This window comes from Streptomyces sp. CB00316 (assembly GCF_001905595.1).
Classification (GTDB): Bacteria; Actinomycetota; Actinomycetes; order Streptomycetales; family Streptomycetaceae; genus Streptomyces.
The window spans coordinates 805,315-818,034 of record NZ_LIXI01000002.1; the positions used below are offsets into that span (position 1 = coordinate 805,315).

A 12,720-nucleotide genomic window follows, 5' to 3' on the forward strand; every position below is an offset into this window, starting at 1 on the left:
GCTCCTGGTCGAATCAGTCGATCCCGCCGCCGATGGTCCGGATGAGCACCGGGTACTCGGGCGCCCCGGCCGGCTGCGGACAGCGTGCCACGCGGGCGGCGATCTCGGTCACCCGCTCCAGGCTCTCGCATTCGAGGATCCAGAACCCGGCCAGCAGCTCCTTCGTCTCGCTGTACGGGCCGTCCGACACCACCGGCCGCCCCTCGGCGTCGACGCTGACGGCCCGCCCCTGCGCGGGCTCCGTGAGCCCGTACGCGGTCACCAGCTCACCCGACTCGGCGAGGTCGTCGTTGATGCCGCCCATGTAGGCGAACATCTCCTGCATGGCCTTCTCGTCCCAGGCCGGACTGTCCGCCGACCCCTTGCCGGCCTGCGCGTCGTAGTCCGCCTGGCTGCCCTGGACCATCACCAGATACTTCATGACCGTCGCCTCCTGGTAGCGAGCTCTTCGTTTCCTTGGTTCTCCGCTGACACAGGGGACGTCGGGGCCGGGGCGGGGTTCTCGACACGACGCGCGGATTCTTTTCGGGATTCACCCGCTGGAGGGGGCGGAACAGCACGTTCAGTAAAGTGCGGCAACGTTGCGCCTGCCTGCCGACCTGCCGACCTGCCCACCACCTCCATAGAACGAGGTCCTCCGACCGTGTCTGCCGCCCCTCCTGTGGTCGTTCCTCCCCCTCCCGTCTCGGTCGTGGGGATCGGCGCGGACGGCTGGTCCGGGCTGTCCGGCGGGGCGCGGGAGGCGCTGCGGGAGGCGGAGGTACTGATCGGCGGGGCGCGCCAGCTGGACCTGCTCCCGCCGGAGTGCGCGGGCGTACGGGAGGCGTGGCCGTCACCGCTGCGCCCCGCCGTACCCCGGCTGCTGGCCGAGCACCGGGAGCGCCGGATCGCGGTGCTGGCGAGCGGGGACCCGATGTTGTACGGGATCGGGCGCGCGCTGGCGGAGGAGCTGGGCCCGGAGGCGCTGCGCGTGCTCCCGCACCCGTCCTCGGTCTCGTACGCCTGCGCGCGGCTCGGCTGGCCCCAGGAGGACACGGAGGTCGTGACGCTGGTGGGCCGCCCGGCGTCCCGCCTCGTCGTGTCCCTCCACGAGGGCCGGAGGCTGCTGGCCCTGAGCGCGGACGCTTCGACGCCCGCGACGGTGGCGGCCCTGCTCACGGCGCACGGCTTCGGCCCGAGCCGCATGCGCGTCCTGGAACAGCTGGGCAGCGGGGCGGAGGCGTACGTGGAGGGCGTCGCGGAGACGTGGACGCACGCGCCGGGGGACCGCCTGAACGTCATCGCGATCGACTGCCGGGCTTCGGCGGACGCGCTGCGGCTCGGCGCCGTACCGGGCCTGCCGGACGAGGCGTACGAACACGACGGCCAGCTCACCAAGCGCCACATCAGGGCCGCCACGCTCGGGGCCCTGGCACCCGCGCCCGGAGAACTGCTGTGGGATGTGGGCGGCGGATCGGGCTCGATCGCGATCGAGTGGATGCGCACGCACGTTTCCTGTCGGGCGGTGAGCGTGGAGAGGGACCCGGCGAGGGCGGACCGGATCAAGCGGAACGCGGATCGCCTGGGGGTCCCGGGCCTGAGGGTCGTCACGGGCCCGGCCCCCTCGTCCCTGTCCGAACTGGACGTGCCGGACGCGGTGTTCATCGGCGGCGGCCTGACGGCACCGGGCCTGCTGGACGCCTGCTGGGAGGTGCTGAGGCCCGGGGGCCGACTGGTCGCGAACACGGTGACGCTGGAGTCGGAGGCGCTGCTGGCCGAGCGGTACAGGGCGTACGGCGGTGAGCTGACCCGGCTCGCGGTCGCTCACGCGGTCCCGGTGGGCGGATTCACGGGCTGGCGCCAGGCGATGCCGGTGACGCAATGGTCCGTACGCAAACCCTCAGTCCCAGTCTCAGGAGATCGAACATGACGGTGTACTTCATCGGCGCGGGCCCCGGTGCGGCCGACCTGATCACGGTGCGCGGCGCGCGACTGCTCGCCGCCAGCCCGGTCTGCCTGTACGCGGGCAGCCTGGTCCCGGTCGAGCTGCTGGCCGAGTGCCCGCAGGACGCCCGGCTGATCGACACGGCGGACCTGGACATCGAGCAGATCACCGCGGAGCTCGTACGGGCCCACGCGGACGGCCACGACGTGGCGCGGCTGCACTCGGGGGACCCGTCGGTGTTCAGCGCGGTGAACGAGCAGATGAAGCGCCTGGACGAGGCGGGAGTCCCGTACGAGGTCGTCCCCGGCGTCCCCGCGTTCGCCGCGGCGGCCGCGGCCCTGAAGCGCGAGCTGACGGTCCCGACAGTCGGCCAGACGGTGATCCTGACCCGCATCGCCCAGCGTGCCACGGCCATGCCGGAGGGCGAGGACCTGGCCACCCTGGGCCGCAGCGGCGCCCTGATCGTCCTGCACCTGGCGGCCCGCTACGTGGACCGGGTGGTGGAGGAACTGACCCCGCACTACGGCGCGGACTGCCCGACGGCGGTGGTCGCGATGGCGTCCCGCCCGGACGAGGTCATCCTGCGCGGGCCCCTGGACTCGATCGCGGAGCAGGTGAAGGCTGCGGGGGTGATCAGGACGGCGGTCATCATGGTGGGGCGGACGCTGGGGGCGGAGCAGTTCCGGGACAGCCACTTGTATGCGGTGGGGCGGGACCGGGGCGCCTGCTGACGGGCGGGTTCCGGAGCTCTGAGGGGGACTCTCCAGCCCACTCGGAAAGAGACATCGGCCCGGGAGCGTCGGCTCAGATCTCCTGCCCCTGCGGCGGAGCTTCGCGGACCACGCTGGTCATCGGGCCGCGGGTGCACCACCCCAGGAACTCGTACAGCGCCCGACCGTCAACCGTCGCGGCCAGCACAGCAGACGAGGAGCCCGAGGCAACAGCTGCGTTCTCCAGTGTCCGCATGACGAGGCTGCCAAGTCCCTTGCGGCGGTGGGCCGACGAGGTCTCGACCTGGTCGAAGACGGCGGTGCGTCCAGGGCCGGGCAGGGCAACCTGACCGCGGGCGGCGAACGCACCGTCCTCCGTCACCACGAGCACCCGCGTGACCCCGCCCCGCGCCCAAGTACGCACCTGATAGCCGTCCGGGGCCACCGCGGCGTTCGAGTGCAGCGGTGTCGACATCAGGAAACCGTCGTCAGCAAGGCGCCAGCCGGGCGCTGCCCACGAGGCGACAGTCTGCGGCGGCAAGAAGACCTTGAGCCAGGTGCCCGGGACAGTGACCGTCTCCGTCAGCTTGCGGACGAGTGACTCGTCAGCATCCGTCAGCACGTGCCGGGTGACGTGGCCGTTCAGCCCGACGTCGACGGTGAAGCCCCAGGGCTCGGACACCGGCGGCGCGGCTCCGCGTGAGACGACCCAGCCCTCCACCCATGAACGTACGGCTTCGGCGTCCATGCGGATCCTTCCGTAATAGGTACAGAATGCAAGTGAACATTACGCAGGAAGTCCTACGGTCATATGGCGATCTCCTCACCCGGCTCTGTCCACTGGGAATCCCTGAACCCTTTCGCCGCCCGTGAGGCAGGTCTGGCCGCGTAGGGGTGAATGCGGCGAGACCTCCGTACGGATCCCCATGGGCGGGCCAGTATGTCGCTGTGACCTGAACTTCCCGGACCCCCTGTCGCAGGAGCGGCAGGTTCTCGTCCTCTCGTACTTCCGTGACCGGCCCCCACGTCCGGCCCGAGTCACGAGAGACTCTGATTCTCAGGAGAATGCGCGGTTCGGTGCTGAGGTGGTCGGCCTGTGTGTCGTCTCCGGACTGGTGCACCGGGGTCTCGTCTCTCGTGGTCATTGCCGGACTCCTTCACCTGTCCCGGCACTCGTCCGGGTCAACAACCAGGAAAGCGACTGGAGTCGGGGGTATCCACGGCATCGGTGCGGCACTCTTGAAGCAGATCTGTGCACGGATGTCAGAGGGGCCGGAACTGCGCGAGAGTGGGTGCCATGGGACTGGCGGAACGGCGCAGGGCCTTGGGCTACAGTCAGGAAGAATTGGCCCACTTACGTTGAGGGTGCACGACTGTTCCGGGAGGCCTGGATCGCGGGGGTTCGCCGGCACTTTCCTGGGGAGCCGAAGGCTGGGTACGTGACTCCGTGGGATGACACCCCGCAGTGGGAGCGCGAGGCGGCGGGGGCCGTGTACGAGCAGGTGCGTCAGTTCGTTGCGGTCAGCGGGGGGCGTACGTCGCGGTTGTCCCGTGAGCAGCGGGGGCGCTTCGTCGCGATCTGCTGGACGGCCCAGATGTTCAAGCATTTCGACGACCCGAAGCCGGGCTACGTGGCGGACTGGGCTGATCTGCCCGTCTGGCAGCAGGAATCCGATGCCGACATCTTCGACGCCATTGAGAAGGCCTTGGGCTGACCGGGCGGGATCGGGCAGGAGGTTCTCGCCGGGGCTCCTGCCAGCTTGCGGGAGTCCTACTCGTCCATGGGTGCGTCAACAGGCCCTGGCCTGACACTCTTACGGGTTGATCTGTGCTGGTCTGCCCGCCCGTTCGGCGGATTGTCCTCAAGGCGCTTCAGCGCTGCGGTACCGTCATCATGTCATCACGCTCTGTGCGCACCTCGTGTGCATGGGGCGGCCCCCGGAGGTGTTCTCAGCACCGATCCGAGGGCCTTCACCCAACTAGTGGAAGAACAGGTCCACCGGGATGCTTTGGCATGCTATCGCGCCGGTTCGGCGCTACACGAAGGCCTCGCACGATGTCGTGCGTCATCCGCGTCTGTGCAGTGACGCGAAGATCCTGCTGTTGTACGTGCAGGGGTTGCCCGATGAGCAGACCCATCTGGCGTTGTCCGAGCATGGGCGGAAGCTGGGGATCAAGGGGCGGGCCTTTCAGCGGGCCAAGGAGCAGTTGGTCGTGAACGGGTTCGTTCATGAGCGGCGAGTTTCCGGGGCGCGGGGGCTGTGGACCACCCTTCAGCTGTTCGCCAATGTGCCGTTGAGCGATGACGATGCCCTTGCTGTGTGGCGGGAGGCCGCCGCCTGCGTCGAGGCGTCTCCGAGTGTGCAGTTTCCGACCGTCGGTGATCCGGGGGCCCGGATGGTCGGTGGCCAACTACCGGTAGACGAAGAACTGGGGGAGAACTCATCCCGCCCACCCACCGAAGCCCCGCTCGAAGGCGAAGGCGGAGGCGTGCCCGTCCAGTTGGTGGCGCTCTCGCCTCAGGAAGTTGAGGCTGAGCGGGTGTTGTTGTCTCTTCGGCACTCCGATCGGCAGTTGCGTCTTGGGGTTCGTGAGGCTCGTGAGCTTGTTGGGCTGGCCGTTGAGTGGTTGCGGCGGGGGGTTTCCGGTGGGGAGCTTCGGCGGGTGCTGAGCAGTGGGTTGCCGGCGAAGGGGGTACGGTCCGCTGTGGGGTTCCTGCGGCATCGGCTGGAGATGAAGATGCCCGAGGCGCCGGAGGGGGAGAAGCCGCCTGCCGGTGCGGAGGTCGGGGTGGAGGTCGGGGCGGAGGAAGCGCCGCCTTCCGTCCTGCCTGCCGCGCCTCCCGTCCCTCCGTACGTTCCGCCACTCGTCACCTGCCAGGGGCCCGGGAACGAGCATGTCTTCCGGGCCTACAGCGAGGAGACCGAGTGCCCCGACTGCCAGCAGGCCGCTGCCTATGCGCGGTGGGCCGAGCGCAGGGCCGCCGATCTCGGGATCGATCTCGCCGAGGACGCCGCCAAGGCCGTGGAGGCCGGGCGGGATCCGGACGGGTGGCGGTCGCGGCTCGCCGCCGCCGCCGCCGCGGCCGGGGGTGGCGCCGAGCAGTAGCCGCGGGGGTGGGGCGGTGGGGCTCAGGCTGTGGTGTCGGGGGCTGTGCGGGTGCGCTGGATGCATTCGCGCCTGACCGCCAGGCCCCGGCGCGCAGATCATTACGCTGCACTGGTGCTGTCATATGAGGAGTTGACCCCGCCGGAGCGTGCGTTGTGGGACGCCTTTCCCGAGGGGCGTCGCGTTGATCTGCGTACCGGTGTGGCGGAGGCGGATGATCCGGCTGAGGGTGCTCGGTGGGGGGCCGGGCGTACCGTCCGTGCCGCCGTTGTCGCGGCGCTGCTGCTCGGTGCGAACGATGAGGAGCGGTCCGGCGCCGTGGCTGCCCTGCGGCTCGTGGGGGCGCGTGTCAGTGGGCGTCTCGATCTGTCAGGGGCGGAGATCTCCCACACCTTGTCCCTGGAGGGCTGCCGGCTGGACGAGCCGGTGCGGCTGTACGGCGCTACGACGCGGACGATCGTGATCGCGGACAGCTGGGTTCCGGGCGTCGACGCCGAGCTCGCGCGCATCGGGGGTGATCTGGATCTGCGGCGGTCGACTGTCGCGGGCGGCGCTCTCAACCCGGTGGCCTCGTCCTGGAGGGCAGTGTCTTCGGCGAGCGCCTTGTGACCCGGGGCGGGCTGCGGGTGCCCAGCGCACAGTTGCTCAACGGTCTGTTCCTGCCCGGCGCACGGCTGGAGAACCCCGGTGGCGTCGCCCTGGCCGGGGGCGCCGTGGCCGCTTCGTCCGTGGACTGCTCGCAGGGGTTCACGGCGCAGGGGGAGGTGCGGCTGCCAAGGACCCGAATAGGTGGGCTGCTGACCTTCGAGGGTGCGCATCTGGACGGGGGCGGTACTGGTACTGCCCTGGACTGTGTGTCGATGTCCGTGGGGGAATTCGACCACCGGTTCGCGGCCCCGCCCTCCGGCGACTCACTCTGTCTCTGCCGGCGCGGGTGTGGGGGCACCTGCTCGATGTGACCGTGGGCTACGGTTACCGGCCCTGGATGGCCGGTGTCTGGCTCCTCGCGCTGACCTTGCTGGGCACGGTGGCCTTCAGTACCCACACCCCGATCCGGGTCAAGGAAGACGAAGGCAGCCCGTTCCAGCCCTTCGTCTACACACTCGACCTGCTGATTCCCATCGGTGATCTGGGGCAGCGCACGGGGTGGTACTGGTCGGACGCCAGTGTTCAGTGGCTGGCCTATCTGCTGATCGCCTTCGGCTGGGTGCTGACGACCGCCCTCGTCGCCGGTGTCACCCGCGCGCTGCAGAAGGGGTAGAGCATCTACCCCCGCCCCACCACCACCCCCGCCCGGTCGATGCAGATCACGTCCACCTCCACCGGGGCGCCCCGCAGCACGGACAGCGCCTCGTCGCGGGCGCGGGACGCCACCAGGTCGCCCAGCCGCACCCCCGCCGCCTCGCTCAGCCTCAGCGCCTCCAGGCCCGTGTTGGCCGTGGTGATCCGGGAGGCCAACTCCTCGTCCGCGCCGCCCGTCCGGGCCAGGTCCGCCAGGAAGGGCTTGTCGACCTGGGAGCGGGCCGAGTGGAGGTCCAGGTGGCCGGCCGCCAGCTTGGAGAGTTTGGCGAAGCCGCCGCAGATCGTCAGGCGGGGGACAGGGTGGCGGCGTACGTACTTGAGGACCGCGCCCGCGAAGTCGCCCATGTCCAGGAGGGCTATGTCCGGCAGGCCGTACTCCGCGGTGACCGTCTTCTCCGACGTCGAACCCGTACAGCCCGCCACGTGCGTGAGGCCTGCCGCTCTCGCCACGTCCACTCCCCGGCGGATCGAGTCGATCCAGGCCGAGCAGGAGTACGGGACCACGACGCCAGTCGTGCCCAGGATCGACAGGCCGCCCAGGATGCCGAGGCGGCCGTTCCACGTCGAGCGCGCGATCTCCTCGCCGTGGTCCACCGACACCGTCACCTCCACGTCCCCCGGCTCCCCGTGCTCCGCCGCAACCCGTTCCACGTGCTCGCGCATCAACTGGCGCGGCACCGGGTTCACCGCCGGCTGGCCCACGTCCAGGGGCAGGCCGGGCAGCGTCACCGTGCCCACGCCCGGGCCCGCCCGGAACACCACCCCGGCGCCCGGCGGCAGCCTCCGTACCGTCGCCCTCACCAGCGCCCCGTGCGTCACGTCCGGGTCGTCCCCCGCGTCCTTCACCACCCCGGCGCTCGCCTGCCCGTGCCCCAGCTCCTCCACCGCCAGCGCGAACGCCGGTGTCTGGCCCCTCGGCAGCCTGATGCTCACCGGGTCCGGGAAGTCGCCGGTCAGCAGTGCCGTGTACGCGGCCGTCGTCGCGGCCGTCGCACACGCACCGGTCGTCCAGCCGGGGCGTAGACCCGTGTGCTTGAGTTGGGCACTGCGACCGCCCCGCGCCTCAGCGGTCATGAGATGCGTTCATGAGAAGAGTCCGTTCGATGCCTGTGGCCGTGCCTGTGCATGTTCTTGTTCTGGGAGGGACTACCGAGGCCCGCCTGCTGGCCGAGCGCCTCGTCGGTGACCCGCACGTGCGCGTCACCACCTCGCTCGCCGGGCGCGTGGCCACTCCCCGACTGCCGCCCGGTGAGGTGCGCGTCGGTGGGTTCGGCGGACCTGACGGGCTCGCCGACTGGATCCGTGCACAGGGTGTGGACGCCCTTGTCGATGCCACCCACCCCTTCGCCTCCACCATGAGCCGGAACGCGGTCCTGGCCGCCGCCCAGGTCCATGTTCCTCTCCTCGCCCTTCGCCGGCCCGGCTGGGTCGCCCAGGACGGCGACCGCTGGCACTCCGTCGGGTCGCTCGCCGAGGCCGCGCACCTGTTGCCGACACTCGGTGAGCGGGTCTTCCTCACCACCGGACGGATGGGGCTCGCCGCCTTTGCGGACCTTGACGCGTTGTGGTTTCTCGTGCGGTCCGTCGATGCGCCGGAGCCGCCCTGCCCTCGGAGGATGGAAGTTCTGCTTGATCGGGGGCCGTTCAGCCTTCAAGGGGAGCGGGAGCTCATCCGGCGCCACCGCCTTGCCGTCCTCGTCACCAAGGACAGCGGCGGCGACGCCACCGCCCCCAAGCTCACCGCCGCCCGCGAGGCCCGGATTCCCGTCGTCGTGGTGCGGCGGCCTCCGGTTCCCGAAGGGGTGCCGGTGGCCGCTACGCCCGACGAGGCCGTGGAGTGGGTCGTACGGAAGCTCTACGCGGAGGGCCCGGCAGCCTCCGGGTAGCGGCGCGGGGTCCACACGATGGACCGGCCCGTCTCGCCCCGCCGCACCCAGCGCGTCTGCGACGAGCCCACGATCAGCAGCGTCCGCATGTCCACCTCCGCCGGGTCGACATCCGCCAGTCGCACCGTACGTACGCTCTCCGTCGGGCCGCCGACATCCCGTGCCAGAACGACCGGGGTGTCCGGGGAGCGGTGCTCCAGGAGCAGGTCGCGGGCCTTGCCCACCTGCCACGTACGGGACTTGGAGCCCGGGTTGTACAGGGCGAGCACCAGGTCCGCCGAGGCCGCCGCGCGCAGGCGTTCCGCGATGACCTCCCATGGCTTGAGGCGGTCCGAGAGGGAGATCGTGGCGTAGTCGTGGCCCAGCGGTGCGCCGGCGCGCGCCGCCGCCGCGTTGGCAGCGGTGACGCCGGGCAGGACCCGTACGGGGATGTCCGCGTGCTCCTCCCGCGCGGCCACCTCCAGCACCGCCGTCGCCATGGCGAAGACCCCGGGGTCGCCGCCCGAGACCACCGCGACGCGGTGGCCCCGGCGGGCCAGGTCCAGCGCGAACTCGGCGCGCTCGGACTCCACCTTGTTGTCCGAGCCGTGCCGCGCCTGGCCGGGGCGGACCGGGACCCGGTCCAGGTAGGTGGTGTAGCCGACCAGGGCGTCGGCTGCCGCCAATGCCCCGCGCGTCTCCGGCGTCAGCCACAGCGGGCCCGCAGGACCGGTGCCGACGACGACCACTTCGCCGACCGCCGCCCCCGAAGGCCTCACCGCGTCCACACGGCTCGGCAGCACCGCCACCGAGAAGTACGGCACCGACGCCGGGTCGATGTCCGCCAGGTCGCCCGTGCGCTCCCCGGTCATCGTCGCCCGCTCCACGTACCGCGCCTCCGCCAGCCTCCCCGAGGCCTCGAACGCGCCGCGCACCGCCGGGAACGTCCGCCCCAGCTTCATCACCACCGCCGTGTCCGTGGCGGCGAGACGGGCCGTCAGCTCCTCCTCCGGCAGCGTGCCGGGGAGGATCGTGAGAATCTCCTCGCCCTCGACCAGGGGAGTGCCGAGGCGGGCCGCCGCCGCGCTGACGGACGTCACGCCGGGGATGACCTCGGTGGCGTACCGGTCGGCCAGGCGCTTGTGCATGTGCATGTACGAGCCGTAGAACATCGGGTCGCCCTCGGCGAGGACCGCCACCGTCCGGCCCGCGTCCAGGTGCGCCGCGAGGCGGGCCGCGGCCTTCTCGTAGAACTCCTCCAGCGCGCCCCGGTAGCCGCCCGGGTGGTTCGTGGTCTCCGTCGTGACGGGGTAGACCAGGGGCTCCTCGACGTGGTCGGGCCGCAGGTGCGCGGCGGCGATGGAGCGGGCGATGGAGCGGCCGTGGCGGGCGCTGTGGTACGCGATGACGTCCGCCTCGCCGATGGCCTGGACGGCCCGGAGCGTCATCAGGTTCGGGTCGCCGGGGCCGAGCCCGACGCCGTACAGCCTGCCGCCGCTCATGCTGATGTCCGTCACGGAGGTGTTCGGGGTGCTCACTACTCTTCCTCGCTGGCTATGGCGTTGAGGGCGGCCGCCGCTATCGCGCTGCCGCCGCGCCTGCCGCGCACGATCAGGTGCTCCAGCCCCGACGCGTGCTCGGCCAGGGCCTCCTTGGACTCCATCGCGCCGACGAAGCCGACCGGGACGCCGATGACGGCGGCGGGGCGCGGGGCGCCCTCCTCGATCATCTCCAGCAGGCGGAACAGGGCCGTCGGGGCGTTGCCGACCGCGACCACCGCCCCCTCCATACGGTCCCGCCACAGCTCCAGGGCCGCCGCGCTGCGGGTCGTGCCCATCTTCGCGGCCAGCTCGGGCACGGACGGGTCGGACAGCGTGCACACCACGTCGTTGTTCGCCGGGAGCCGCTTGCGGGTGACCCCGCTGGCCACCATCGCCACATCGCAGAGGATCGGGGCGCCGGAGCGCAGGGCCGCGCGGGCGTCGGCCACGGCGTTCGGCGAGAATGCGAGGTCCGTTACGAGGTCGACCATGCCGCAGGCGTGGATCATCCGGACGGCGACCTGGCTGACGTCGGCGGGCAGCCCGGCCAGATCCGCCTCCGCGCGGATGGTGGCGAAGGACTGGCGGTAGATCGCCGGTCCGTCCTTCTCGTACTGGTGCACAGTGCTGTCGCTTTCTTCAGCTGATGGATCAGAGGGATCAGGCGCGGGCTGCGGCCACAGCTGCGGCCAGTGCCGCCGGGTCGTTCCCTACGGTTGCCGGGGGGTCCCGGCGCTCTCCCCGTACGTGGGAGATCCGGTGTCCGTCCGGCGTGACGACCACGTCGATCCACTCCCCGTGGGGGTGGCCGCAGCGGCGTTCGCACCCGGACCAGTACACAGGTAGCCGCCCAGGCGGTCCGACAGCGGCCCCCGCTTCGGCCCGCACGTCGGACAGCGACTTCGCGCAGCCGGGGTGGCCGATGCAGGCGCCTACGCCGGTCCAGGGGGAGTCGGGGGCGGTGATCAGGCCGGACTCGGACAGCGTGCGGAGTGCCTCCACCACCTCCGGTCGAGGGACCGGGCCCGGGATGACGATCCCGCGCCACGGGGTGAGCCGCAGCTCGCCGCCGTACCGCCTGGCTGTCTCCGTGAGCAGTCGCCACTGGGCGGGGGTGAGGCGGCCCAGGGGGACTTCGGCGGTGATCGCGGAGCCGTGCGTTCCGGGGGCGGGGGGTGTCGCCGTACGCGGGCGGGGGCGGTGGACCGTCGGGCCCGCCGCCGAGCCGGTGGTGCGGACCAGCTCCGCCCGTACGTCGTCGGGCAGGTCCTTCACGCGCCACGCGCCCGGGTCCCCGGCCGCGCGCAGGAACTCCTCGGCGGCCAGCAGGGCCGCGCGCGGGGCATCGGTGGCCGGGACCCGGAACACCTCGTCGGCCGCCCCGATCCGCAGCAGGGCGGCCCCCGAGGGGCCCTCCGCGATCAGCGTCACGTCCGCGCCGAGGGCGTCCACGTCGCCCCGGCCGTCGTCCAGGGCGAACAGGAAGCGGCCGGAGAGCGTGGCGGCGGCCGCCGAACCGCACACCAGCCGGTCCAGTTCCGTCAGCCACACTCCGAGTCCCCCAGAACCGTCCAGCCCGGCCAGCGGCGAGGCCACGATGTTGCGGGCCCGCTCGTGGGCGGCGGAGGGGAGGAGGCCCGCGTCCGTGAGCAGGCCGGCCAGCTCGCCGCCGCACTCCGTACCCAGGCCGCGCAGCTGGACGTTGCCCCGCGAGGTGAGATGCAGCTCACCGTCCCCGAACCGGGCCGCCGCCGTCAGTAGCGCGTCCGCCTGGTCCGCGCTCAGCACGCCGCCGGGGATGCGTACGCGGGCCAGCGCCCCGTCGTCCGCACGGTGGAGCCGCAGCGTTCCCGGGCAGGCGTCGCCACCGGTGCGGGGGGAGACGCCACCCGCGGAAAGGGGCGAGGGGGCGGAATCGGGCATGGCGGCGAGCATACCGACCGGGCCGGTCCCGGCGGTGGGGTCGCGTCTGTGACCTGTGGGACAGGCCCCCGCCTCGTGAGTGACGCACGGGCCGAACAGTGATCACCACCGCACCCCCGCCCCCTGCCCCGCCCCACCCCCGCCGCTTAGGATGCAGGCGGTGGTCCGTTCAGGCCGCCATCGCCAGACGGCGACAGGGGAGGAAGCCCGGTGAGATTCCGGCGCGGTCCCGCCACTGTGAGCCCGGCCGCCACCACCGGCCGGGCGAGTCAGGAACTCCCTTCCCCGAGCGCCCGGTTTCCCAGCCGGGCGCGGCGCCCGGTTCTCTGAGCCGGACGCGGGGAGAC

General features: G+C 71.9%; 14 protein-coding genes and 1 riboswitch. Of the genes, 8 read left to right on the plus strand and 6 right to left on the minus strand.

Translation table 11 applies throughout. The annotated features are described in order from the left end of the window. Positions 1-13: 13 nt before the first annotated feature. Positions 14-421 (minus strand): YciI family protein, encoded by a 408-nt coding sequence (locus AMK21_RS07725; protein WP_064232345.1) that lies wholly within the window; start codon positions 419-421, stop codon positions 14-16. 222 nt (positions 422-643) lie between these two features. On the opposite strand from AMK21_RS07725, the gene cbiE reads away from it, so the two are divergent. After that, on the plus strand, positions 644-1,909 hold the full coding sequence (cbiE, locus tag AMK21_RS07730; protein ID WP_073875419.1) for a precorrin-6y C5,15-methyltransferase (decarboxylating) subunit CbiE: 1,266 nt from the start codon (positions 644-646) through the stop codon (positions 1,907-1,909). After that, on the plus strand, positions 1,906-2,655 hold the full coding sequence (cobM, locus tag AMK21_RS07735; RefSeq protein ID WP_073875420.1) for a precorrin-4 C(11)-methyltransferase: 750 nt from the start codon (positions 1,906-1,908) through the stop codon (positions 2,653-2,655). The genes cbiE and cobM overlap by 4 nt, the downstream gene beginning before the upstream one ends. A 73-nt stretch (positions 2,656-2,728) precedes the next feature. On the opposite strand, the gene AMK21_RS07740 is transcribed toward cobM, so the two are convergent. Continuing rightward, entirely contained in the window at positions 2,729-3,382 is a 654-nt protein-coding gene (locus AMK21_RS07740) for a GNAT family N-acetyltransferase (RefSeq protein ID WP_073875421.1), read from the minus strand. Between the two features lie 625 nt (positions 3,383-4,007). Between AMK21_RS07740 and AMK21_RS07745 the strand changes: the two genes are divergently transcribed. The 5 genes from AMK21_RS07745 to AMK21_RS35840 all read left to right on the plus strand — a co-directional run bounded on the left by AMK21_RS07745 (position 4,008) and on the right by AMK21_RS35840 (position 7,003). Further along, complete coding sequence (locus tag AMK21_RS07745; RefSeq protein ID WP_073875678.1) at positions 4,008-4,349, plus strand: hypothetical protein; 342 nt, start codon at positions 4,008-4,010, stop codon at positions 4,347-4,349. Positions 4,350-4,638: 289 nt separating this feature from the next. Beyond that, positions 4,639-5,742, plus strand: coding sequence for a hypothetical protein (locus tag AMK21_RS07750; protein WP_073875422.1), 1,104 nt, complete (start codon positions 4,639-4,641; stop codon positions 5,740-5,742). A gap of 114 nt (positions 5,743-5,856) precedes the next feature. Beyond that, on the plus strand, positions 5,857-6,351 hold the full coding sequence (locus tag AMK21_RS35830; RefSeq protein WP_234421856.1) for a hypothetical protein: 495 nt from the start codon (positions 5,857-5,859) through the stop codon (positions 6,349-6,351). A 17-nt stretch (positions 6,352-6,368) separates the two neighbouring features. Continuing rightward, positions 6,369-6,701, plus strand: a complete 333-nt coding sequence (locus AMK21_RS35835) for a hypothetical protein (RefSeq protein ID WP_234421857.1) — start codon at positions 6,369-6,371, stop codon at positions 6,699-6,701. A 26-nt stretch (positions 6,702-6,727) separates the two neighbouring features. Continuing rightward, positions 6,728-7,003 carry a hypothetical protein gene (locus tag AMK21_RS35840; protein ID WP_234421858.1) on the plus strand — a complete coding sequence of 92 codons (276 nt, stop codon included), beginning with the start codon at positions 6,728-6,730 and terminating at the stop codon, positions 7,001-7,003. Positions 7,004-7,008: 5 nt separating this feature from the next. Here AMK21_RS35840 and AMK21_RS07760 read toward each other — a convergent pair whose 3' ends face one another. Continuing rightward, positions 7,009-8,118 carry a cobalt-precorrin-5B (C(1))-methyltransferase gene (locus AMK21_RS07760; protein ID WP_073875424.1) on the minus strand — a complete coding sequence of 370 codons (1,110 nt, stop codon included), beginning with the start codon at positions 8,116-8,118 and terminating at the stop codon, positions 7,009-7,011. A 29-nt stretch (positions 8,119-8,147) separates the two neighbouring features. Here AMK21_RS07760 and AMK21_RS07765 point away from each other — a divergent pair, with 29 nt between their 5' ends. Then, a complete protein-coding gene (locus tag AMK21_RS07765) occupies positions 8,148-8,930 on the plus strand; it encodes a cobalt-precorrin-6A reductase (protein WP_199863124.1) in 783 nt (260 codons plus the stop codon). Here the strand turns inward: AMK21_RS07765 and AMK21_RS07770 are convergent. Genes AMK21_RS07770 through AMK21_RS07780 form a run of 3 tightly spaced genes read right to left on the minus strand, consistent with a single transcriptional unit; the run spans position 8,900 to position 12,385 of the window. After that, a complete protein-coding gene (locus tag AMK21_RS07770; RefSeq protein ID WP_199863139.1) occupies positions 8,900-10,411 on the minus strand; it encodes a precorrin-2 C(20)-methyltransferase in 1,512 nt (503 codons plus the stop codon). The two genes, AMK21_RS07765 and AMK21_RS07770, sit on opposite strands and share 31 nt — an antisense overlap. A gap of 35 nt (positions 10,412-10,446) precedes the next feature. Continuing rightward, positions 10,447-11,073 carry a precorrin-8X methylmutase gene (locus tag AMK21_RS07775; protein WP_030562749.1) on the minus strand — a complete coding sequence of 209 codons (627 nt, stop codon included), beginning with the start codon at positions 11,071-11,073 and terminating at the stop codon, positions 10,447-10,449. 37 nt (positions 11,074-11,110) lie between these two features. Next, a complete protein-coding gene (locus tag AMK21_RS07780; protein ID WP_073875426.1) occupies positions 11,111-12,385 on the minus strand; it encodes a nitrite/sulfite reductase in 1,275 nt (424 codons plus the stop codon). 187 nt (positions 12,386-12,572) lie between these two features. Next, a riboswitch (cobalamin riboswitch) is annotated at positions 12,573-12,652 on the plus strand. Positions 12,653-12,720 lie beyond the last annotated feature (68 nt).